The 23,394-nt window shown below is 62.5% G+C and carries 18 protein-coding genes; 10 read left to right on the top strand and 8 right to left on the bottom strand.

Going from position 1 to position 23,394, the window contains the following annotated elements:
• Positions 1 to 82 precede the first annotated feature (82 nt).
• The gene (speA, locus tag AB4N92_RS15215) at positions 83 to 1,996 is read left to right on the top strand and encodes an arginine decarboxylase (protein ID WP_010213480.1); all 1,914 of its coding nucleotides are present in this window, start codon (positions 83 to 85) and stop codon (positions 1,994 to 1,996) included.
• A gap of 131 nt (positions 1,997 to 2,127) precedes the next feature.
• Here the strand turns inward: speA and AB4N92_RS15220 are convergent, their stop codons facing one another.
• A complete protein-coding gene (locus AB4N92_RS15220) occupies positions 2,128 to 3,471 on the bottom strand; it encodes an MATE family efflux transporter (RefSeq protein WP_137205752.1) in 1,344 nt (447 codons plus the stop codon).
• 178 nt (positions 3,472 to 3,649) lie between these two features.
• Here AB4N92_RS15220 and AB4N92_RS15225 point away from each other — a divergent pair, with 178 nt between their 5' ends.
• Positions 3,650 to 8,548, top strand: coding sequence for an alpha-2-macroglobulin family protein (locus AB4N92_RS15225; RefSeq protein WP_236267257.1), 4,899 nt, complete (start codon positions 3,650 to 3,652; stop codon positions 8,546 to 8,548).
• Between the two features lie 99 nt (positions 8,549 to 8,647).
• On the opposite strand, the gene AB4N92_RS15230 is transcribed toward AB4N92_RS15225, so the two are convergent.
• Complete coding sequence (locus AB4N92_RS15230; protein ID WP_010213476.1) at positions 8,648 to 8,941, bottom strand: hypothetical protein; 294 nt, start codon at positions 8,939 to 8,941, stop codon at positions 8,648 to 8,650.
• Positions 8,942 to 9,192: 251 nt separating this feature from the next.
• Between AB4N92_RS15230 and pbpC the strand changes: the two genes are divergently transcribed.
• The 6 genes from pbpC to AB4N92_RS15260 all read left to right on the top strand — a co-directional run bounded on the left by pbpC (position 9,193) and on the right by AB4N92_RS15260 (position 16,018).
• On the top strand, positions 9,193 to 11,484 hold the full coding sequence (pbpC, locus tag AB4N92_RS15235; RefSeq protein WP_010213474.1) for a peptidoglycan glycosyltransferase PbpC: 2,292 nt from the start codon (positions 9,193 to 9,195) through the stop codon (positions 11,482 to 11,484).
• A gap of 151 nt (positions 11,485 to 11,635) precedes the next feature.
• Positions 11,636 to 11,944: a MazG-like family protein gene (locus AB4N92_RS15240; protein ID WP_010213473.1), complete on the top strand. Its 309-nt coding sequence runs from the start codon at positions 11,636 to 11,638 to the stop codon at positions 11,942 to 11,944.
• The gene (locus AB4N92_RS15245; RefSeq protein ID WP_010213471.1) at positions 11,937 to 12,686 is read left to right on the top strand and encodes a methyltransferase; all 750 of its coding nucleotides are present in this window, start codon (positions 11,937 to 11,939) and stop codon (positions 12,684 to 12,686) included. The genes AB4N92_RS15240 and AB4N92_RS15245 overlap by 8 nt, the downstream gene beginning before the upstream one ends.
• 24 nt (positions 12,687 to 12,710) lie before the next feature.
• Positions 12,711 to 13,313, top strand: a complete 603-nt coding sequence (locus tag AB4N92_RS15250; RefSeq protein WP_010213468.1) for a DUF4136 domain-containing protein — start codon at positions 12,711 to 12,713, stop codon at positions 13,311 to 13,313.
• Between the two features lie 45 nt (positions 13,314 to 13,358).
• Positions 13,359 to 13,916 carry a DUF4136 domain-containing protein gene (locus AB4N92_RS15255; RefSeq protein ID WP_010213466.1) on the top strand — a complete coding sequence of 186 codons (558 nt, stop codon included), beginning with the start codon at positions 13,359 to 13,361 and terminating at the stop codon, positions 13,914 to 13,916.
• A 155-nt stretch (positions 13,917 to 14,071) separates the two neighbouring features.
• A complete protein-coding gene (locus AB4N92_RS15260) occupies positions 14,072 to 16,018 on the top strand; it encodes a pilus assembly protein TadG-related protein (protein WP_045791339.1) in 1,947 nt (648 codons plus the stop codon).
• On the opposite strand, the gene AB4N92_RS15265 is transcribed toward AB4N92_RS15260, so the two are convergent.
• Both AB4N92_RS15265 and AB4N92_RS15270 read right to left on the bottom strand, forming a co-directional pair.
• On the bottom strand, positions 16,015 to 18,741 hold the full coding sequence (locus AB4N92_RS15265) for a PAS domain-containing sensor histidine kinase (protein ID WP_042570894.1): 2,727 nt from the start codon (positions 18,739 to 18,741) through the stop codon (positions 16,015 to 16,017). The two genes, AB4N92_RS15260 and AB4N92_RS15265, sit on opposite strands and share 4 nt — an antisense overlap.
• The gene (locus AB4N92_RS15270) at positions 18,738 to 19,181 is read right to left on the bottom strand and encodes a TadE/TadG family type IV pilus assembly protein (RefSeq protein WP_010213457.1); all 444 of its coding nucleotides are present in this window, start codon (positions 19,179 to 19,181) and stop codon (positions 18,738 to 18,740) included. The genes AB4N92_RS15265 and AB4N92_RS15270 overlap by 4 nt, the downstream gene beginning before the upstream one ends.
• A 72-nt stretch (positions 19,182 to 19,253) precedes the next feature.
• Between AB4N92_RS15270 and AB4N92_RS15275 the strand changes: the two genes are divergently transcribed.
• Positions 19,254 to 19,703 (top strand): prepilin peptidase, encoded by a 450-nt coding sequence (locus tag AB4N92_RS15275; RefSeq protein ID WP_010213455.1) that lies wholly within the window; start codon positions 19,254 to 19,256, stop codon positions 19,701 to 19,703.
• A 125-nt stretch (positions 19,704 to 19,828) separates the two neighbouring features.
• Positions 19,829 to 20,617, top strand: a complete 789-nt coding sequence (locus tag AB4N92_RS15280) for a response regulator transcription factor (protein WP_010213453.1) — start codon at positions 19,829 to 19,831, stop codon at positions 20,615 to 20,617.
• Here AB4N92_RS15280 and AB4N92_RS15285 read toward each other — a convergent pair.
• The 4 genes from AB4N92_RS15285 to AB4N92_RS15300 are packed head-to-tail and all read right to left on the bottom strand — an operon-like array spanning position 20,614 to position 23,388.
• Positions 20,614 to 20,886 carry a DUF3613 domain-containing protein gene (locus AB4N92_RS15285; protein ID WP_010213452.1) on the bottom strand — a complete coding sequence of 91 codons (273 nt, stop codon included), beginning with the start codon at positions 20,884 to 20,886 and terminating at the stop codon, positions 20,614 to 20,616. The two genes, AB4N92_RS15280 and AB4N92_RS15285, sit on opposite strands and share 4 nt — an antisense overlap.
• A 10-nt stretch (positions 20,887 to 20,896) precedes the next feature.
• Positions 20,897 to 21,607 carry a tetratricopeptide repeat protein gene (locus AB4N92_RS15290; RefSeq protein WP_010213451.1) on the bottom strand — a complete coding sequence of 237 codons (711 nt, stop codon included), beginning with the start codon at positions 21,605 to 21,607 and terminating at the stop codon, positions 20,897 to 20,899.
• Between the two features lie 10 nt (positions 21,608 to 21,617).
• On the bottom strand, positions 21,618 to 22,505 hold the full coding sequence (locus AB4N92_RS15295; RefSeq protein WP_010213450.1) for a type II secretion system F family protein: 888 nt from the start codon (positions 22,503 to 22,505) through the stop codon (positions 21,618 to 21,620).
• A 1-nt stretch (position 22,506) separates the two neighbouring features.
• The gene (locus AB4N92_RS15300) at positions 22,507 to 23,388 is read right to left on the bottom strand and encodes a type II secretion system F family protein (RefSeq protein WP_010213449.1); all 882 of its coding nucleotides are present in this window, start codon (positions 23,386 to 23,388) and stop codon (positions 22,507 to 22,509) included.
• Positions 23,389 to 23,394 lie beyond the last annotated feature (6 nt).

The raw sequence follows: 23,394 nt of genomic DNA on the forward strand, positions 1-23,394 counted from the left end.
GGCAAATCGTCATTTTCATTCTTTAGACTGCGCCAGCCTCTGATAGGGGCGGTGCCTTCGACTTCATTTATAGGGGACTTCGATGTCCGTACGACGCACACGCAAAGACGATGGCAGCCAATGGACAGTTGCGGACAGCCGCAGTGTTTACGGGATTCGCCATTGGGGGGCCGGGTATTTCGCGATCAATGATGCCGGTCGCGTTGAAGTCCGTCCGAACGGCCCGAACAGCACGCCTGTCGACCTGTACGAGCAAGTCGACGAGCTGCGCAAGAGCGGCCTGTCGTTGCCGCTGCTGGTGCGCTTCCCCGACATCCTGCAAGACCGTGTACGCCAACTGACCGGCGCTTTCGATTCGAACATCGAGCGCCTGGAATACCAGAGCAAGTACACCGCGCTGTACCCGATCAAGGTGAACCAGCAGGAAGCGGTGATCGAAAACATCATCGCCACCCAGAACGTGTCCATCGGCCTCGAAGCCGGCTCCAAGCCCGAGCTGCTGGCCGTGCTGGCCCTGGCGCCGAAGGGCGGCACCATCGTCTGCAACGGCTACAAGGACCGTGAGTTCATCCGCCTCGCGCTGATGGGCCAGAAACTCGGCCACAACGTGTTCATCGTGATCGAGAAAGAATCCGAAGTTGAACTGGTGATCGAAGAGGCTGCCAGCCTCAAGGTCAAGCCACAGGTCGGCCTGCGCGTGCGCTTGTCGTCCCTGGCGTCGAGCAAATGGGCGGACACCGGTGGCGAGAAGTCCAAGTTCGGTCTGTCGGCGGCGCAGCTGTTGTCCGTCGTCGAGCGCTTCCGCGCCGCCGGCCTGGACCAGGGCATTCGCCTGCTGCACTTCCACATGGGCTCGCAGATCGCCAACCTGGCCGACTACCAGCACGGGTTCAAGGAAGCCATCCGTTACTACGGCGAACTGCGCAACCTCGGCCTGCCGGTGGACCACATCGACGTCGGCGGTGGCTTGGGCGTGGACTACGACGGCACCCACTCGCGTAACGCCAGCTCGATCAACTACGACATGGACGACTACGCCGGCGTGGTCGTGGGCATGCTCAAGGAATTCTGCGACGCGCAGAGCCTGCCGCACCCGAACATCTTCTCCGAAAGTGGCCGTTCGCTGACCGCCCACCACGCCATGCTGGTGGTGCAGGTGACCGACGTCGAGAAGCACAACGACGACGTGCCGGTGATCGAGAACAAGGAAGCCCTGCCGGAAACCGTGCAGTGGCTGGTGGACCTGCTCGGCCCGACCGACATCGAGATGGTCACCGAAACCTACTGGCGCGCCACCCACTACATGAGCGACGTGGCCACCCAGTACGCCGACGGCAAGCTGACCCTGGCCGAGAAAGCCCTGGCCGAACAATGCTACTTCGCCGTGTGCCGCCGCCTGCATAACTCGCTGAAGGCCCGCCAGCGCTCGCACCGCCAGGTGCTGGACGAGCTCAACGACAAGCTGGCCGACAAGTACATCTGCAACTTCTCGGTGTTCCAGAGCCTGCCGGACACCTGGGCCATCGGCCAGGTATTACCGATCCTGCCGCTGCACCGTCTCGACGAAGAGCCGCTGCGCCGTGCCGTACTGCAAGACCTGACGTGTGACTCCGACGGCAAGATCAAGCAATACGTCGACGAGCAGTCCATCGAGACCAGCCTGCCGGTTCACGGCTTGAACGAAGGCGAGGACTACTTGCTGGGTATCTTCCTGGTCGGTGCTTACCAGGAAATCCTGGGTGATATGCACAACCTGTTCGGTGACACCGACTCGGTGAACATCTACCAGCGTGAAGACGGTTCGGTGTACAGCGCCGGTATCGAGACCCACGACACCATCGAAGACATGCTGCGTTATGTGCACTTATCGCCGGAGGAGTTGATGACGCATTACCGTGATAAATGTGCGAGCGCGAAGATCAGTGCCAGTGAGCGTACCCAGTTCCTGGATGCGTTGCGTCTGGGGCTGACGCGCTCTTCGTACCTGTCGTCATAAGTGACGTGACCCGGCTCTAGTGGGGAGCCGGGCTTGTCGAACCGCCGCGATGGCGGTGTGTCAGTGCTGGATTGTTGTCTGACCCACCGCCATCGCAGGCAAGCCAGCTCCCACGACGGGATCTCATTCTTTCAGCTACTACCTATCCATAGCCCCTGCCGATTTAGGCGCCAGGCAATCGCCCAAAGGGTGAGACTGCGCACCGTCATAAACACCAGGAAGGTTATCCACAGCCCGTGGTTGCCCAATCCTTGCAACGCCCAGGCAATGGGCAGCACCAAAACCACCGTCAACAGCATGCCATTGCGCATTTCCCGCGCGCGCGTCGCGCCGATAAACAAACCATCCAGCAAGTAACTCCACACCGCAATCAACGGCAATACCGCGAGGTAAGGCAGGTAGATATCGGCGGTTTCTCGCACGCTGGGAATGTCGGTCTGCATGGCAATAAACAGGTGGCCGGCGACGGTAAACAGCAGGGCAAAGCCGACGCTGGCGATCAGCGACCAACCGCCGGCCACCACCAGCGAGCGGCGCAGTGCTTGGCGGTCATGGGCGCCGATGGCGTGGCCGCACAGGGCTTCGACCGCGTGGGCCAGTCCATCCAGGGCATGGGCAGTCAGCAATAGGCCGTTGAGCAGCAGCGCGTTGGCGGCCACGGTGGCGTCGCCCAGGCGGGCGCCTTGCACCGTGATCATGAAAAACACCGATTGCAGTGCAAGGCTGCGGATGAAGATATCGCGGTTGACCGCCAGCAGTGGCCGCCAGCTTGCCCACCATTTCAGCGCAGCCCAGGCGATATGGCCGGGGTAGGCGCGCAGGGCTTTTTGCGTCATCGCCAGGCCGAGCAAAGCGCCGGTCCATTCCGCCACGACGGACGCACGCGCCGAACCGACCACCCCCCAATCCAGCCCGAGTACGAACCACAGGTTCAGGGCGATGTTGACCAGGTTGGTGGTGAGCAGGATCGCCAAAGGCGCGCGGGCGTTTTGCGTACCAAGGAACCAGCCGACCAGCGCATAGCTGGCCAGCGCGGCGGGCAGGCCGAACAGGCGGGTGTGGAAAAAATCTTGGGTCAGTTGATTGAGTTCGGGAGAGGGCTGCATCCATTCCAGGGCCAGATGGCTCAGCGGAATGCCGACAGTGCCCAATAGCATTGCCAGGCCCAGTGCGAGCAGCAGGCCTTGGAGCAGGATCTGCCGCAGCGCCGCCCCATCATTGCGTCCGGCAGCCTGGGCGGCGAAGCCGGTGGAGCCCATGCGCAGGAAACCCATGGCCCAGGCGAGAAAGGTATACAGGCTGGCGCCGACCGCGACGGCGCCCAACTGGTGCGCGTGGGGCAGATGGCCGATCACCATGCTGTCGACCAGGGCCACCAGCGGCACCGAGATGTTCGACAGGATCATCGGCGCGGCCAGGGCCCAGACGCGTCGGTGGGTGGGGCGGTGGCGCCAGTCGGTGAGTAGGGTGGGCATGCAGGCTCCTTGGGGGAGCGGCATTGTAACTGGCTGCCCTTGGCTGTGGGATTTGGCTTGATCCAGGATGACATCAGAACCAAACCACCCTCCGTCGGTCAATGTGACCAGCACCACATCGACCCCCCGCGGGCTGATATATAGTTCACCTCTCGGACCCCCTCACAACGAGTGCCCCATGCTTAACAAAGGACTGTTCCTTGCTTGCGCGCTGGCCCTGCTGAGCGCCTGCGATTCCTCCGATAAACCGGCGGCCCCGACCGCTCCCGCAGCGGCGACAGTGGCGCCCAAACCGGCCAAGGCCGCGGTGGATGTGGCGGCGCTGAAGCAACGTTACGCCGGACGTGAGTTGAGTGTGGTGGACGTGTCCGAAGTACAACTCGACGGTGCCAGCACGCTTTCCGTGAGTTTTTCCATTCCGTTGGACCCCGATCAGAAATTTGCTGACAAGCTTCACCTGGTGGACAGCAAGTCCGGCAAGGTCGATGGTGCCTGGGAGATCTCCGACAACCTGATGGAGTTGCGCCTGCGCCACCTCGAACCGCAGCGCAAACTGGTGCTGACCGTCGACGCTGGTGTGAAGGCCGTCAACGACAACAAGCTTGCCGCCGAGTACACCGCCCGCCTGGAAACCCGCGACCTGCAAGCCACTGTCGGCTTCGCCAGCCGTGGCACCTTGCTGCCAACCCGCCTGGCTGAAGGGCTGCCGGTGATCGCGCTGAACGTCGACAAGATCGACGTCGAATTCTTCCGCATCAAACCCGAATCCCTGCCCACATTCCTCGCGCAGTGGGGCCGCAACACCAGCCTGCAAAGTTATGAATCCCGCGAACTGCTGCCCCTGGCCGACCTGGTCTACGGCGGACGTTTCGACTTGAACCCGGCGCGCAACACCCGCGAGACCCTGCTGCTGCCGATCGCCGGCCTCAAGCCATTGCAGCAACCGGGCGTTTACCTCGCGGTGATGCGTGCCTCGGGCACCTACAACTATTCGCAGCCGGCCACGCTGTTTACCCTGAGTGATATCGGCCTGTCGGTGCACCGCTACGCCAACCGCCTGGATGTGTTTACCCAGGCGCTGGAAGGTGGCAAGGCGCTGGATGGCGTCGACCTTGAAGTGCTCGACGCCGAAGGTCGCGTGCTGGGCCAGGGCAAGACCGAGAAGGGCGGCCACGCCGAATTGCCATTGCCGAAAAAGGCCCAGGTGCTGCTGGCCAAGCAGGGGGAACAGACCAGTATGTTGCGCCTCGACAGCGCGGCACTGGACTTGGCCGAGTTCGACATTGGCGGCCAACCCTCCCACCCTTTGCAGTTCTTTGTGTTCGGTCCGCGTGACCTGTATCGCCCTGGCGAAACCGTGCTGCTCAACGCCTTGCTGCGCGACAAGGACGGCAACGCGGTCAAACCGCAGCCGGTGAGCGTCGAAGTGCGTCGCCCGGATGAGCAGGTCAGCCGTAAATTCGTCTGGGACGCCGACCCCTCCGGCCTCTATCAATATCAACTGCAACTGGCCGGCGAAGCACCGACCGGGCGTTGGCAGTTGGTGTTCGACCTGGGCGATGGCAAGCCACAGCTCTATGAGTTCCTCGTCGAAGACTTCCTGCCCGAGCGCCTGGCGCTGGAACTCAAGGGTAGCGACACCGCGTTGAGCCCGGCGGATGACGCGGTGATCCAGGTCAACGGGCGTTACCTGTATGGCGCGCCCGCCTCGGGCAATCGCGTCAGCGGCCAAGTCTATGTGCGACCGTTGCGCGAAGCGGTCAAGTCGCTGCCGGGCTATCAGTTCGGCTCCGTGACCGAAGAAGAGCTGAGCCAGGATTTCGAACTGGAAGAAAGCGTGCTCGACGCCAAGGGCCAGGAAACGCTGACCCTGGAAAGCAAGTGGGCCGAGGCCAAGTCGCCGTTGCAACTGATCGTGCAAGCCAGCCTGCAGGAGTCCGGCGGGCGACCGATCACGCGGCGTCTGGTGCAGCCGATCTGGCCCGCCGAGCAGCTTCCGGGCCTGCGCGGGTTGTTTGACGGCCAGGAAACCAATGGCGATGGCCCGGCGGAATTCGAAGTACTGCTGGCCAACCAGGACGGGCAGAAACTCGCCGCGCAAAACCTCAAGGTGCGCCTGGTGCGCGAGCGCCGTGACTACTACTGGAACTACTCCGAGAACGATGGGTGGAGCTATCACTTCAACGAGAAATTCCTCAACCTCGACGAACAGACCCTGAACATCAAGGCCGGCGACACCGCCAAGGTCAGTTTCCAGGTGGAGTGGGGCCCGTACCGCGTCGAAGTGGAAGATCCGCAGACCGGGCTGGTCAGCAGCCTGCGCTTCTGGGCGGGTTACCAGGCCCAGGACAACACCGAAGGCGGCGCCGTACGGCCTGATCAGGTCAAGCTCGCTCTGGATAAACCAGCCTACGGCGATGGCGATACGGCCAACGTGACCGTCACACCGCCGGCGGCCGGTAAGGGCTACCTGCTGGTGGAGTCCGCGGAAGGCCCGCTGTGGTGGCAGGAAATCGATGTGCCGGCCGAGGGCAAGAGCTTCGCTGTGAAACTCGATCCGAAATGGTCGCGGCATGATTTGTACGTCAGCGCCCTGGTGATTCGCCCAGGCGAGCGCAAGGCCAACATCACCCCCAAACGCGCCGTGGGCCTGCTGCACCTGCCGCTGGATCGCACCCAGCGCAAACTGGGCGTGACGCTCACTGCGCCGGAAAAAATGCGCCCCAAACAACCGCTGACGGTGAAGATCGCGGCTAAAAATGCCGACGGCAGCGTGCCGAAACAGGTGCACGTGCTGGTGGCGGCAGTGGACGTGGGCATCCTCAACATTACCGAATACCCGACGCCGGATCCGTATTCCAGCCTGTTCGGCCGCAAGGCCTATGGCGTGGACCAGTTCGACATCTACGGCCAGTTGATCGAAGCCGGCCAGGGCCGTCTGGCCAGCCTGGCATTTGGTGGTGACGCGGCGCTGGCCAAGGGCGGCAAGCGCCCGGACACCAGTGTGACCATCGTCGCCCTGCAAAGCGCGCCGGTAACTTTGAATGAGCAAGGCGAGGGTGAAGTCAGCGTCAACATCCCCGACTTCAACGGTGAACTGCGCCTGATGGCCCAGGCCTGGAGCGACGATCGCTACGGCATGGCCGAAGCCAAGACGGTGATTGCCGCACCGCTGATTGCCGAGCTGTCGGCGCCGCGCTTCATGGCGGGGGGCGACCAGACCACGTTGGCATTGGACCTGTCCAACCTGTCAGGCAAACCGCAGAAACTCGATGTACAGCTGAGCGCCGATGGGCAGTTGGAGTTGGTCAACAGCGGCGTGCAAAGCGTCGAACTCAAACAAGGCCAGCGCACCACCCTGCGGATCCCGGTGAAAGCCTGGGGCGGGTTGGGACAGGGCAAGGTCAAGGTGACAGTGAATGGCCTGGATCTGCCGGGAGAGAACCTGCCGCCGTTCACGCGCGAATGGACCCTGGGTGTGCGTCCGGCCTATCCGGCGCTGCTCAAGCACTATCGTGCGGTGCTGAAGGATCAACCGTGGAGCTTGCCGGCGGGGACGCTGGATCAGTTCGACGCCTCGGGGCGACAGGCGCTGCTGAGCCTGTCGAGCCGGCCGCCGCTGAACCTCGGTGCGCAAATCAGTGCACTCAAGGCCTACCCTTACGGTTGCCTGGAGCAGACTGCGAGCGGTCTATATCCGTCGCTGTATGCCGACGATGCGTTGCTCAAGCGCCTGTCGATCAAGGGCGAGTCGGACAGTGAACGTAAACGCAAGATCGAGCTGGGTATCGAGCGCCTGCTGGGCATGCAGCGCTACAACGGCAGCTTCGGGTTGTGGGGCGCGGACGGTGAAGAAGAATACTGGCTGACGGCTTACGTCACCGACTTCCTGCTGCGCGCTCGCGACCAGGGTTTTGCGGTGCCGCCTGAAGCCTTGAAAAAGGCCAGTGAGCGCCTGCTGCGCTACGTACAGGAACGTAACCTGATTGACGTCGACTACAGCGACAACGCCGACCACACCCGCTTTGCCGTGCAGGCCTACGCCGGTATGGTCTTGGCGCGTAGTCAGCAGGCGCCGTTGGGCGCATTGCGCAGCATTTTCGAACGTCGCAGCGATGCGCGCTCTGGCCTGCCGCTGGTGCAGTTGGCCATCGCGCTGCAGAAGATGGGCGACCAGCCGCGTGCGGACCAAGCCTTGCTCGCCGGCCTGGCGGCACAGCGCAATGCCAATGAATGGCTGGCCGATTACGGTAGCCCGTTGCGCGACCAGGCGATGATCCTGGCGTTGCTGGAAGAGAACGACTTGGCCAAGGGCAAGCGTGAGGAGCGTTTGTTTACGCTGTCGGATCAATTGGCGGCCAGCCCGTACCTGTCGACCCAGGAGCGCAATTCGCTGTTCCTGGCCGGGCGTCTCGGGTTTGCCAAGCCGGACTCGAACTGGCAGGTGTCATTGACGGGCAGTGGTGGTGCGCAGGAACTGAGCAATCAACAGCCGACGCTGGAGTTGGAAGGCAAGCTGCTGTCCAGTGATTTGACCTTGAGCAATCAGGGCGAGACGCCGGTGTATCAGCAACTGACCATTTCGGGTTACCCACAAGTACCGCCTGCACCGGGCGGCGACAACCTGAGCATCCGCCGCGAATACCTGGGCATGAACGGCCAGCCGTTGAACCTGCGCAGCCTCAACAGCGGCGATCTGGTGTTGGTGCATTTGGCGGTCAGTGCCAAGCAGCGGGTGCCGGACGCGTTGGTGGTGGACCTGTTGCCGGCCGGCCTGGAGCTGGAGAACCAGAACCTGGCCCAAAGCGCCGCCAGCCTGGAAAACGCCAGCAGTCAGGTGAAGGAGTGGCGTGAGTCGATGCAGAACGCATCGCTCAAGCATCAGGAGTTCCGCGATGACCGCTACGTAGCGGCGATCAACCTGGAAGGCTCCGGCACGACGCACTTGCTGTACCTGGCGCGTGCCGTGACGCCGGGCACCTACCGCGTGCCACCGCCGCAAGTGGAGTCGATGTACCGGCCGAACTGGCAGGCGGTGGGTGAGACGCCGGCGGACCTGGTGATCAAGGGGCGCTGATATTTCAATGTGAGATGGAGTCTAAATGTGGGAGCGGCGGTGCGACGATTCGACTTGCTCGCACCGCCGCTCCCACAGTAGTTTGGGGATACTCTGGGGTTAGTGGACGACCCAGCTCAGGAGCCACAGGCCGAGCAGTAGCCAGATGATGCCCATGATGATCGACGCCCGCATGAAGGCGCGCACTGCCGAGTACAGCAGCATCAGGCCGATGATCAGGGTGATGATGCTGATGATCGAGGTGTCCATGCCCAACGTGCGAGACAGGCCATCGATGAAGTTGCCACCCGCATTGGTCAGCGCACCGAACAGGCCGCTGAGCCCGTCGACGATAAAACGGATGATGGAACCGAGCGCCTGGCCCAACCATTCGAAAAAGCTTTCTACCTGCATATGTGTGTCCTGATGAGAAGGTGGGCGTGTCTGTGCCTTTGGTTGTTATTGCAACAGGCTAGTTCCCTATCAGCATAGAGGTTTGCCCGTTTGAGTTTGCGATTAAGTTGTGTCATTTGCGGGTGTACGCGTACCAATGTGGGAGCGGGCTTGCTCGCGAATGCGGTGTATCAGTGACGAATGCTCTCACTGACCCACCGCATTCGCGAGCAAGCCCGCTCCCACATTTACTGCGCTGGGCTTTGGGGGCAGTGGTGTTGGTGGTGGTGGTGTTGTGGGGGGCGGATCGGGTTTGGCCGTTGCCGTTGCCTCAGGATGACCTGGCGCGAGTGGTGCTGGCCGAGGATGGCACGCCGTTGTGGCGTTTTGCCGATGCCAATGGCGTGTGGCGCTACCCGGTACAGACCCACGAAGTGTCACCGTATTACCTGGACGCATTGCTCACCTATGAAGACCGTTGGTTCTACCAGCACCCTGGCGTGAACCCGCTGGCGCTGGCGCGGGCGACCTGGCAGAACCTTACCGGCGCGCGCGTGGTGTCGGGGGGCAGCACCTTGTCGATGCAGGTGGCGCGGTTACTGGATCCGCATTCGCGCACCTTCCATGGCAAGTTGCGTCAGCTGTGGCGCACGGCGCAGCTGGAATGGCACCTGTCCAAGGCAGAAATCCTTAACCTCTACCTGAACCGCGCGCCGTTTGGCGGCACGTTGCAGGGCGTGGCGGCGGCCAGTTGGGCATACCTGGGCAAATCCCCTTCGCAACTGACTCACGCCGAAGCGGCCTTGCTGGCCGTACTGCCCCAGGCGCCCAGTCGCTTACGCCCGGATCGCCATCCCCAGCGCGCCCAGGAAGCCCGCGACAAGGTGCTGCGGCGCCTCGCGGAGTTCCAGGTGTGGCCACAGTCGGCCGTCGATGAAGCCCTGGAAGAACCGTTGTTGCTCGCCCCACGCCTGGAACCGAGCCTGGCGCCGTTGCTCGCGCGCCGCCTGAATCGCCCCGACAGCCCGCCGCTGATCCGCACCACCCTGGATGCCACGTTGCAACGCCGTCTTGAAGACTTGCTGCTGGGGTGGCGCGCGCGTCTGCCGGAACATACTTCCGCCGCCATCCTGGTGGTGGAAGAGGAAAGCATGGCCGTGCGCGCCTACCTGGGGTCGGTGGATATCAACGATGCCAAGCGCTTCGGCCATGTAGACATGATCAGCGCCTTGCGTTCGCCGGGATCCACCCTGAAGCCGTTCCTCTACGGCATGGCCCTGGATGATGGGTTGATCCACTCCGAATCCTTGTTGCAGGACGTGCCCCGGCGTTATGGCGATTACCGGCCGGGCAACTTCTCCATGGGCTTTACCGGCGCGGTACCGGCGAGTACGGCGCTGTCCAGTTCGCTCAACCTGCCGGCGGTGCAGTTGCTGGAAGCCTATGGGCCCAAGCGCTTTGCCGCCGAAATGCGCATCGGCGGCGTGCCTCTGGCGCTGCCGGCGTTGGCCGAACCGAACCTGGCGCTGATTCTGGGCGGTGCAGGCAGTCGTCTCGAAGACCTGGTGAGTGGCTACAGCGCCTTCGCCCGGGACGGCAAGAGCGCGACCCTCCGATTACAGCCGGACGATACGCTGAGGGAACGGCCCTTACTGTCGCCAGGGTCCGCCTGGATCGTGCGGCGCATCCTCAGCGGCCAGGCGCGGCCCGACCGCGACCCGCGTGCCGAGCTGGTGCAGCGCCCTGTACTGGCCTGGAAAACCGGCACCAGCTATGGTTTTCGCGATGCCTGGGCAATCGGCGTGGGCCCGCGCTATTTGATCGGTGTGTGGATCGGCCGCCCTGACGGCACGCCAGTGCCGGGCCAGTTCGGCCTGGCCTCGGCAGCGCCGTTGATGTTGCAAGTGCACGACGTGCTGACCAACCGTGACAGTCAGCGCGGCATCAGCGCCCCCGTCAAGCCGGTGCCGGCCAATGTCGGCGTGGCGGCGATCTGTTGGCCGCTGGGCCAGCCCATGAGCCGCAGCGATCCCAATTGCCGCCGCCAGCGTTTTGCCTGGACCCTGGATAACACCACGCCGCCGACGTTGCAGGCACTGGACCAGCCGTTGAGCGTGGGGTTGATGGAAAGCGTTTGGGTCAATGCCAAGGGCTTGCGGGTCGACGCCCATTGCCCTGGCGCCGAGCTGAAAAACATCGCCCTGTGGCCCGCGCCCCTGGAACCCTGGCTGCCACGGGTCGAGCGCCGCGAAGCACGCATCCCGGCCGCCGACCCCGATTGCCCGCCACCGGCGTTGGCCGCGTCGTCACCGCTGTCGATTGTCGGCGTGCGCGAAGGCGACCAACTGCGCCTGCCCGCCGCCAGCCAACAGGCCCTGCGCCTGAAAATCTCCGCCTTGGGAGGGAGCGGGCGGCGCTGGTGGTTCCTCAACGGCGCGCCACTGGGCGACAGCGCCAACCAGGACTTTATCAACGCCAGCTTCGAACACCTGGGCCGCTACCAACTCAGCGTCCTCGACGAAGCCGGCCAGACCGCCCGCCTGGAATTCAGCGTCATCGACTAGAGCCTTAGCGCAGGCAAGCCTACCTTTTGATTTGCAAACCCATTCCAATGTGGGAGCGGGCTTGCCTGCGAAGGCGTCCTCAAGCACACCAGAGATTCACTTGCCTTAACCGCCAATCCCCCCGAAGCTACCCACCTTCAGGAGCCCCCGCATGAACCTCGAACACCTCACCGAACGCCTGCACCGCATTCGCGATACAAATAATTGGAAACAATTCCACAGCCCGAAAAACCTGGCCATGGCCGCCAGCGTGGAAATGGCCGAACTGGTGGAAATCTTCCAATGGCTGACCGAAGACCAGTCGCGTCAATTGCCGGCCGACAAACTCGCCCATGCCGGGCAGGAAGTCGGCGATATCGTGCTGTACCTGCTGTTGCTGTGCAGCGAGCTGGGCCTGGACATGAACGAAGTGGTGCGCGCCAAGTTGGCCGACAGCGAACGGCGGTTTGCCCATGAGTGATCGTCATTTCGACCAACTCGCCACGCGTTTCGCCGAGAAAATCTACGGCGGTGCCAAAGGCGCGATTCGCCTCGCGGTGCTCCAGGCCGACCTGACCGAAGCGCTGCCCAAACGCCCCTTGCGCGTGCTGGATATCGGCGCAGGCCTGGGCCATATGTCGCTGTGGCTAGCCGAACAAGGCCATGAGGTCACGCTGGCCGAGCCTGCCGAGCCGATGCTCGAAGGCGCCCGCCAACGCTTCGCCGACGCAGGGCAGACCGCCACCTTTATTCATGCGCCCTGGCAAGACCTGCTTGGCCAACTCACCGAGCCCTATGACTTGGTGCTGTGCCACGCGGTGCTGGAATGGCTGGCCGAACCCCATGCGATCCTGCCGGTGCTGCACCAGCTCACGGTGCCGGGCGGCTGGCTGTCGCTGGCGTTCTACAACCGCGATGCGCTGATTTACCGCAACCTGCTCAAAGGCCACTTCCGCAAAATGCGTAAGAACGACATGGCCGGCGAAAAACAGAGCCTTACGCCGCAACAACCTCTCGATCCACGTGAGCTGGCGGCGCAACTCGAAGGCCTTTGGCAGGTCGAAAGCCAAAGTGGCGTGCGGGTGTTCCACGACTATATGCCAGTGGAGTTCCAGGCCCGCGCCGATTTGCAGGACCTTTTGGAGATGGAACTCGCTCACCGTCGTCACCCAAGCTTTGCCGGACTTGGGCGTTATTTACACTGGATCTGCCGTCCGGTTTAAGCGGCCCAGTCTGCGGAGGTCGAAATGCGTCGTCTCTGTTTGATCCTGTTGTGTCTTGGTCTGGGCGCGTGTTCCAGCCCAAACCCCTATGTTGCCGCTTCGGCGCCGATTCCTCCAGCGCCGCCCCAGGCTGCCACCACCTTTGATGCCAGCGCCTACCCGGCGCCCGTGCGCGACTATGGCGCCTACCGTAATTGGGCCTGGCGCAACGGCCAGCTGCCGGCGGGCACGGCCTGGGCCGACTCGGCGCAGATTGCCGAAGCGGTCAGCGGTGCCCTTGACCAACGGGGGCTGCGCCCGTTGCACGATAATCGTCCGGCAGACCTCTTTGTCAGTGCCGATGTGCGCCTGGAGAAGCGCCTCAAGCAGGTCCAGGATGACTACGGCTACGGTTACGGCGGTTACAACCGCTATGGAAATGGGTACGGCATGTACAACTCGGTGCCGATCGTGCGCACCTATGAAGTGCAGGTCGTGGTGGTTCGCGTCAATCTGTTCGATGCCCGCACCGGCCAGCCGGTGTGGAGTGCCAGCGCGGAAACCGGCAGCCAGGGAAGTCTCAGTGAGCGGGGAGATGCTTTGCGCCAGGCGGTGCAAAAGGCAATGACAGCGTATCCTCCCAGTTAACGGCTACTCCCATCTTCAGTGCGGCTCGCTCTTTGGAGAACAATCATGTTTCGTCGTATCGCTACGCTTGCAGTTGCAGTGCTGCTGGGCGGTTGCCAGACCAGCCAGGTCAACCACGATTTTGACCCCAGCCGGGATTTCGGCGCCTACCGCAGCTGGGCCTGGAAAGACCCGGCCCTGCAATACCGCCCGGATGACCCACGCATCAAGAGCGACCTCACCGAACAGCGCATCCGCCAGGCGGTGGGCGAACAACTCGACCAGCGCGGCCTGCGCCCAGCGGCGCCGGGTAGCAAGGCTGACGTGAACGTGCAGGCCTACCTGATCGTCGAAGACCGCCAGCAACAAGTCACCACCAATTACGGCGGCGCCTGGGGCGGCCCATGGAATGGCTATTGGGGCGCGCCGATGTACAACGAAACGCGCAACATCAGCTACAAAGTCGCCACCCTCCAGATCGACCTGCTCGACGGCAAGGATGGCAAGTTGGTGTGGCGCGGCAGCGACGAACAGATAATGGCCGCCTCGCCCAATCCCCAGGATCGTGACAAGGCCATTCGCAGCACCGTCACTCGCGTCCTCTCCAGCTACCCACCCCGCTAAAACCCGGCACAGATTCTATGTGGGAGTGAGCAAGCCCGCTCCCACATTGGAACGAGGTCAGCCAATAAATCTCTGTCAGTCATTCATCTGGCGACTGGCCAGCCCTTGTCTACACTCAACACCAACTAAGGAGAGTAAGCGCTAAGGAGTGCCTGATGTCTCCCCGACTTGGTTCCAGTCAGCGTGGTGCGATTGGCCTGATGGCAGCGGGCACCCTGGCGGTGGCCTTGGTGTTTATGTTGCTGGCGGTGGACAGCGGTCGCCTCTACCTGGAAAAGCGCAAGTTGCAATCTATCGCCGACACTTCGGCCCTCGAAGCCGCCAGCCGTGGCGGCCTGTGCACGCCCACCACCACCGCGAATGACTATGCCAAGGAAAACGCCGCCCGCAACGGCTTCACCGTGGTCGCCGGCGACAGCAGCCGTGGGCTGGCCGTGACCTGCGGCACATTGGCCAGCAATGCCAGCAATATCCGTGTGTTTACCGCAGACGCCACCAAAAACGACGCCGTGCGCGTGGTCGCGACCCGCACCGTGATGGCGAGTATCGCCAGTGGAATCTGGAGCCTGTTTGGCGGCGCGCCTGTGGCGGCGCAAACCGTCCTGACTGCAACGGCGGTGGCGGCTTCTGCACCGCCTGTGGCGCAGCTGACGATCCGCACCGCTCTGGCATCGGTGAACTCGGGTAACTCTCCACTCTTGAACATGGTCATCGGCAATCTGTTGGGCGGTAGCCTGTCGCTGACGGCCGCGGGCTGGAACGGGCTGTTGACGACGAACGTGAACCTGCTCAGCTATCTGGATCAGTTGGCGATTGAATTGAACGTAAAGGCGGGTGACTACGATGCGCTGCTGAGCACCGCCGTATCCGCCAGCCAGTTGCTCGACGCCGCCGTGAAGGTCCTGCAAAAAAACGGCGCGGTCGCCACGGCGGTCATCAACGATTTGATTACAGTGAAGGCCATCGCGCCGAATACCCAGCTTCTGAAGGTTGGAGACTTGCTGAAAGTCGCTACCGGAACGCCGGCGGCGGCCTTGAACACCAGTGTGCAGTTGTTTCAGTTGCTGGAGACCGTGGCGCAACTCTCCAGTAGCAAAAGTGCGGTCAGTGCCGCAGCCCAGGTGAATATTCCGCTGGTAGGCACCGTCTCGATCCAGACCAAAGTCATCGAGCCACCGCAACTGTCGGCGATTGGCAATCCGGCAAAGGCCAAGGCGGGGCTTTTGAATAATCCGCCGACGGATCAGATTGTTGTGCGAACTGCCCAGGTACGCACGTTGGTCAAGATTGACGCGCCGATCATCAAGGCAGTGTCTGGGGTTACATCGATTCTGACCGGGCTGGCGACGCCGGTATCCAAGGTGGTCGGTGGTTTGTTGAACTTGAATCTTCTCGATGTGGTGGCCGGTGTCGTGTGCTTAGTGGGCTGTAATGTCGCTGACGTGGATATCAACCAGACCTTATCCATCTATATCGAGGCGGCCAGTGCAGAGAGCCACGTGACAGACTTCAATTGCGCCACGCCGGCCACTAAGTCGTTGACGGTGCGAGCCACCACTTCACTCGCCACCTTGGGCGTTGGTTACGTTGAGCCGGTGTCGGCCTTTTCATCGTCTGCGGCGGTCAATGTGCAGCCGGTGCGGCTGATTGATTTTGGCCAGCGCTTTTGCCTGCTGACATTGGTGTGCGGTCCGCGTACTGCCGGCGTCGGCGGCGGCTTGAATCTGAGAGCGTTGTCCACCGTAGGCGCGCAAACCAATACGTTGGTGTTTTCTCCGGTAAATGACATCAACGCGGCAACGATCTACAAAAGCCCACCCGGCACTGCCGATATCCTGTTCAGCCTGGGAAATACCCTGAACGGTCTGCAGGTCACCTACGTACCGCCAAGCGGCAGCACACCCAACCCGGCGAACGGCACCGTTACCAATGCGCTGGCGACCATCATCAGCTCGGTGGTCGGCCTTGTCCAAAACGTCCTGGCGCCGATACTCGACCCCATCGTCAACACACTGCTCTCGGCGTTGGGCATCAGCCTCGGCAACGCCGAAGTCGGCGCCAACCTCAGTTGTCACATGGGCCGCGCCTACCTGGTGATCTAGCTGATCGGCAACTCCACACAAAACTTCGCGCCTTGCTCTGCATTGGCGACGCTCAGGCGTCCGCCCATGTTTTCCACAATCCCGTAGCTCACCGACAACCCCAGCCCCGTGCCCACGCCAATCGGCTTGGTGGTGAAGAACGGTTCGAAAATCCGCTCCAGTAAACGTGGGTCTATGCCGCCACCGTTGTCCTCCACCCAGATCCGCACATGCCGGCTGTCATGCTCGCAGTGCACCGCGATCCAGGGGCGGAACTCAGGGTCTTTTTGCCGCTTGCTCAACAGCGCATCGCGGGCATTGACCATCAGGTTGATCAGCACTTGCTCCAACTGGTCGACGTGACCTTTGACCTGCACCGTAAAATCCGCCGGCGTGATGCGCACGTCCACACCTTTGCCGCGCAAGCCGTCACCGAGCAGCGACAGGGTGCCTTCCACCGCCTGCGACGGGTCGAAGGGCTGTTGTTCGATTTCCGAGCGGCGGCCGAACACGCGCATATGGTCGACCACGCGCGCTGCGCGCTGCACCTGGGTGTCGATGCGTTGGAGTTTTTCGGTGAGGTAGTCGATTTGCGCATCGCCGTTGCTCAGGCGTTTGAGCACATTGACGATAGCCATGCGCATCACATTCAAGGGCTGGTTGATCTCATGGGCGAGGCCCGTGGCCATTTCGCCGAGGGTGGCCATCTTGGCGCTTTGGGTCAGTTGCTGTTGGGAGCGGCGCACTTCGGTGTTGTCGCGGCCCACGGCTTGTACTTCCACCAGCGCGCCCTGCTCGTCGAACACGCCCCGGTCCGACCACACCCACCAGGCATGTTCGCGCCCGGGCAGTTCCAGGCTGATTTCGGCGGTGCTGACCGGGAATTCAGGACTCAACTGGCCGATGCGGTGCGCAAAGGCCTGGCGCTGTTCGTCCGACAGCCAATCCCCCAGGTTCAGTCCTGGCAGTTGCTCGGGTGGGCATTCCAGGTAGTTGGCCAGCGGTGTGTTGCCGAACGTCAGGGTCAGGTCCGGGCGGTAGCGGCAGATCATCGCCGGGGAGTCCTCGACCAGGATGCGGTAGCGCTCTTCGCTTTGTTTGATGTGCTCGGCGGCCAAGGTTGCGTCGGTGACATCCAGCCAGAGCCCGACGGCTTCCAGCGGCAGTCCAAGGTCATCACGCAGCAACTTGGCTTCATCCAGCAGCCAGTGGTAATGGCCCTGTTTGTCGCGCAGGCGGTAGCGACTGCGCACGCTACCCTCGCGCAATAGCTGGCGACTGCGCTCGAAGTACAGCTCACGGTCCTGCGGGTGGATCAGCGATGCCAGGCTGTCGTGGTTGCAGTCGGCCAAGGTCCAGCCCAGCAGTGGCAACAGACTGTCGCTGAAAAACGCCGGGTGCAGGGCGCCGCTGACGTAGCGCTGCACATAGATCACCGCGGGGGAACTGGCGATGAGGTTATCGAGGCGCGCATGGGCGGCGGCGGCTTGCAGTTGCTGGTTCTTGATGTCGCTGATGTCGAGCATGAAGCCGATCCAGCGGCGGTTATCACCGACCCCCAGCACTTGGCCTTGCACGCGATACCAGAGGGGCTTTTGTTCGGCGTCGCTGCGTTGCAGGCGTACGCTGGTCAGCAGCGGTTTACCCAGGGCTTGCAGGTCGTGCAGGCGGCTGGTGAGTGCCTGGCGATCGGCGGGGTGGATCAGCGCCAGCCACTGACTCAACGCCTGGCGGGTCGGGCTGTCTTCCAGGCTGAGGCTGTGCAGCAATTGCGGGGCGAGCTGGATCTCCTGAGTGGCTGGCAGCAGTTCCCACCAGCCGGTGCCGAGTAAACCTTGCAGGGCTTCCGTGCGTTCGAGCTGTTGGTGGTAGCGTTGTTCACGCAAGCGGCTCAGCAGGGGGGCGGCGAGGGCGGCCGTGAGGTTCAGCCAGTCCCGCTCGCTGGTGTGTTGTTGGCCACTGTAGAAGCCGCAGAGCAACCAGGCGGCGACACCCTGGCTGTCACGGTAGGGCACCAGGAACCCATCAGAGTTGCCGAAAATGCTGTGCAGTCGCGGGTTGTCGTCGCGTCCTTGGGCCAGGCTCAGTGGCGTGTTGCCGCTGGCACTGTCCAGGCTGGTGCCCAGGTGCTGGCCGGCCTGCCACAGGGCCGGGGCGTCGTGGGCCGCATACTGGTTGTAGACCCGCCAACCCTGGTCATCTGCATCGAGCAAGGCCAGGGCCACACAGGGGATTCGCCAGCGCTGGGCGAGGCTGCGCAGGTGCTCGTTGAGCACCTCGGGCAGGCGGGTCAGGCTGCACACCCGCAATTGCTCGCTCATCTGGCAGGCCAGTTGATGGTTCTGCTCGCGGTGCTGGGCCAGTTGCCTGCCGGCCAGCAAGTCGCCAACGTCCTGCAGGCGCAGGTACCAGCCGTCCTCCTCGGGTTCGATCCAGCCACGTGTGTGCAGCACTTGGCCGGTAGCGCCCTGGAAGTCCAGGTCCAGGCTTTGGTGTTGCCAATCAGCCGGGCTGCCTTCAATGCTCAGGGCGCTGCTGGCGCACAGCAGTTCACGCAGCAGCGGGCGCGGGTCGCCCACCCTGTAGGGCGTCAGTTGCGGGCTCAGCGTGCCGCCAACGCTCAACACGTGTCCTTGAGGATCCAGGCGCAGGTGCAGCCCGGGGATGGGCACGCCGGGCGTATCGAGGTGCGGGGCGCTGGTGCGGCCGAGCAGTCGCCCGAAGAGCTTGTCTCCAGAGGTCAAAACTTGAGACTCGAACGGGCGGTCAAGTTGGCCGGCAGATTTGGGACGGGGCCTATGCCCGGTACCACCAGTGCCGGGAATACAGAGTAAAGGTTGGTGGTGGGGTAGGTGATCTCCACGGTCAGCGTGGTGCCGTCGTAGGTGGTGCTAATGAAGCTGGAGGAGAACTGAAAGCTGGACGGGATCCAGTTCAATTGGTTGATCACCGTGGTTTTGGCGCGGTCTTTCACCTGGGTGGAGTAAGCGGTGCCGGCGGCCACCGGGTCCACGGACAAGGCCTGGCGCACTCCCTCCGCCGCAGCCTGGTTGAACGACTGCATCAACAGCAGCGGCAGGCTGTAGCTGATCAACCCATAGAACACCGCAAAAAAGATCCCGAAGACCAGGGCGAACTCAATCGCCGCCGCACCTTTTTGCTTTCTAGGCAGGCCTGTTTTCATGACTGCGTCTACCCTGACGGCTACTACTTGATATCAGCATAGAATCAATCAGCGAAAAGGGATGTTTTTTACGTGATCCATGGCGTGGTGATACTGGTCTGGCTGGGGCTCTGTGCATTGCAGGATATGCGTCAACGGCAAATCGCCAATGGCTTGACCCTGGGGGTGGCGCTGCTGGCGTTGGCTTACTTGGTGTGGAACGGCGCTACCTGGCTGGGAGCGCCCGCCAGTGAGGGGGGCTGGGCCTTTGCCGTGGCGCTGCTGCTGACCTTGCCCGGCTATGCGCTGGGCCGTTTTGGCGCCGGGGACGTGAAGCTGCTGGCCGCCCTGGCCCTGGCCAGTACGTGGGATGCGTTGTTGTGGTCTTTGATTGGTGCTGCGGTGTTCCAAGGTGGCTGGGTGCTTATCCGTCAACGGCTTAGGGCGCGTCAGCACAATGGGCTTACTGCAGCGTCAACCAAGCAGCCTTTTGCCCCCTTTGTACTGACCGGGTTTGCGCTGTATTGGCTTTGGATTCATTAATCGCACAAGGTTTCTATCGCTATGTACATAGTCGGAAAGTAGGTCTACGTTTATTGCATAGATATGTAGGATTCTTCGCCAAAAGGATAGGCCAATCTTTTGGTTTGCCAGGCATGGAGTAGCGCGTGAACAAGCTTACCTCGGCGGTAAAAGTGCTCGTCGTCGACGATCAACCTTTGATTGTGGAAGAGCTCTGTGAATTTCTCGAAAGCAGTGGTTACCGGTGCGTCCCGTGTGGTTCCAGCCGGCAGGCGTTGCAGCGCTTCAGCGAAGACGCCGAAATCGGGCTGGTGTTGTGCGACCTGCATATGCCAGACATGGACGGCATCGAGTTGGTGCAAGCCATGCAAAAAGTGGCCGGTAAGGCTCGGGCGTTTGAGGCGATCATGCTCACCGGACGGGCCGACAAACAGGACGTGATCAAGGCCCTGCGCACGGGGATCTCGGATTACTACCAGAAGCCGATCAATCTCGACGAATTGCTTGAAGGTCTCCAGCGTCAGGAAGCGGCATTGGAAGAGCGGCAGAAAGAGCTGCAACTGGGGCACTTGAACCAGAAGCTGCAATACCTCTCGGAATCCATCAATGACCTGTACCAGGATCTCGACAAGGTGCGCCGCAGCCCTGGTGCGGGGGGGACGGATGATGGTGAGCTGGTCGCCGAAGACGCCGGGTCTGTGGAGATTCCGACTATCTTCAACCAACTCTCACCGCGCCAGTTGGACGTAGCGCGCCTGGTAGGCAAAGGCCAGACCAATTACCAGATCGCTTGCGAACTGGGGATCACCGAAAACACGGTCAAACTATACGTGTCCCAGGTGTTGCGCCTGACCCATATGCATAACCGCACCCAACTGGCGCTGGCCCTTTCACCGAGCAACTCGGCGATGCGTCAGCGGGTGACGGCGCACTAGTTATTACTCCCTCCGCCCGGCGATTTCCCGCCGACATCCTGTTCAAAGAACTCGGGAATCGGGTGCTTGTAACTGTCCAGCCACCGCTGCAAGGACTGCTCCCGTTCCGCGGGTGTGGCCCTTTGCGGCGTCGGCGAAGCCACCGGCCCGTTGATCTGCAGGGCCATCCAGTTTTCCGTTTCCGCCTGCTGCGGGGACGACGGGCCCGGTTCGATGGCCATTGCGGCCAGCGGTAACAGCGCCAGGCCGATCAGGTAATGTGCGTTCATCGATCACTCCTTACTTGAGACTCACAGGCAGGGCATCGCGGACCGCCGCTACTTTGCGCACCGTCGCGCCAGCGCCCTTGAGTTTTTCCGCGCGGGCCTGGGCATCGGTGAACTGCTCGCGGCTCAGCCCCAACTGGCTGACGACCTTGGCCGCTTGCCCCCAGTCGTCTTGGTAGATCAACAGCGTTACCAGGTTGACGGCGGCCAACGGGTCGCCCTGCTTGAGTTCGATGGCCGTCATGAATTCAAAGCGCGCGTCTTCCAAGCGCAATTGGTTGAGGTACACCACGCCCAAGTCATTGCGGATCTTTTCGTCAGTGGGCGCCAGCTGCGCCGCCCGTTGCAGGTGGGTCATGGCCAGGGCGTTGTTGCCCTTGGCGGCCGCCAATTGCCCCAGGCCGTGCTCGCCCTCGGCAGTCATGCAGGTGCCGAGCAGGCTGCGGTACAACGGTTCGGCTTCGCTGCGCCCGAGCAGGCGGTAAGTGCGGGCCTTGCGTTGCCGCACCTGGGGCAAGCCGTCGGGCAGGCTTTGCAGGTTGGCCAGGCTGGCGTGCAACTTGCCTTCGTTGGCCAAATCATCGGACAGGTTGAGCGCCAGTTCCTGCTCCGAACTCGGCTTGGCGCAACTGCCCGGTGAGGTCAACGCTGCCCAGGGTGATTGGCCATTGGTGGCGCAGCCGCTGAGCATCAGCAGGGCCAGGCCGGCAATCAGTACTTTCATCAATGTCTCCTCAAAAGTGACTCAACGCGCGGGCGATGCCGATGAAGGCCGGGCCGCCAAGCACAATCAGCAAAGCGGGGAACAGAAACACCATCATCACCACCGACATTTTGGCCGACATCTTCGAGATGTATTCCTGCAGGCGGGTCAGGCGGCGGTCGTCAAGCAACTGCTTGAGGGCCAGCAAGGACTTCATCGCGCCGCCGCCCTGGTGGATCAACTGCTGGAGGATGATGCAGGTGTCGGTGAACTCATCCACTTCCAGCAAACGGGCGGTCTTGCCCAGCTCTTCGCCAAGCTCCAGCCCGGAATCGACCCGTGCCAGGATCAAGCGTAATTCGTGTGTCAGCGCGGGAAGCAGGCGCTGGGCTTCGTTGCTCAGTACGCGCAGCGACTGTTCAACCGCCATGCCGGACTCGAACAGAATGCGCAGCAGTGGAATGAAGGTTGAGACCTCTTTGGCGATGGTCTGCTGGCGATGCTTGGCGGCAGCGGCCAGCACACGTTTTGGCAGCAGGTAGCCAATGCCCAAAGCAAACATCGAGGCAATCCATACCGGGGTTGCGTGGGGGAAGAGCAGTTGCTGGCCGAGGAGGGTCAGGCCCAGTGACACGATAGGCGTACCGATCTGGAAGGCTGCGAACAACGAGCGCTGACTGGCTTTGCGCCAACCGACCCGGTTGAGCAGGGTCTGCGTCTCGTTGTCCAGACTGACCGAGCGCTGTGCCAGGGCGCTGCCGCCCAGCTGGCGCATAAGGCTGCCGAGCCGGTCTTCGCCGGCCATCCGCCCCTGCAAGCGTTCCGCCACTCGCCGTTCGCGCCGGCGGTTCTCGAGCAATTGGCCCCCCACCAATACCGCAGCGGCGAGGAGCAACAAGGCGCAGGCCAGAAGTGCCATCTCAGACACTCCTCAGCATGCGCCACATGACAAAGGTGCCGCCCAGGTCCATGGCCAGCGCGCTGAACAGCATGATGCGCCCCGTGTCGTCGTTCCACATGGTCATCAAGTAGCTGGGGTTGACCATCATGAAGTAACCCACGATCAGCACTGGCAAGCCGCCCAACACATACGCGGTCATGCGCGTTTCGCCAGTCATGGCCTTGAGTTGACGGGCGCCCTGTTCCCGCTCGCGAATCATTTTGATCAGGTTTTCCAGCAACTCGCTGGCGTTACCGCCATAGCGGTGATTGACCTTCAGGCCAAGTGCGAACAGGCGGAATTCGTCCTGTTCGTAGAACTCGGCGAAATCGCTGACTGAATCGGGCAGGCTCACCCCCATGCGCACGTTGCGCTGCACTCGTCCCATGGCGTCCTTGAGGGGCGCTTCGACGCCCTCGATCCCCCCCAGTACGGAGTCGGCCAGGGTTCTGCCGGATTTGAGGCTACGGACGCTGTGGTCCAACAACTGCGGCAATTGCTCGACCATACGCTGCACGCGGCGCTGATAACGCCAACTGATGTACACGCGAAGTAGCAGGGGTGGCCCAACGATCATCGCGATCAGGCCCAGCCCGTCCGCGAGCAGCCAGCCCAGCAGCACGCCGACCACCCAGGCGCTCAGCCACAAGCCCAGGCGGTCCGTGGGTTTGCCCAGCCCGGCGCGCTGGAACATGTGCTCAAGGCCGGTCCAGGTGGTACTCGGTTCCTGGGTCTCGGGCTGGCCGTCGCCGAGCCGTTCCAGCACGCGGTCCGTCCGGGCCTTGCGCAGGCCATGGTGAAACTGCCAGAACGACAGGGCGATCAGCAGCAGGCAGATAAGCAACAACACCGGTCCTGTCATCCAACG

It is taken from the genome of Pseudomonas sp. S3_A09 (genome assembly GCF_054668065.1).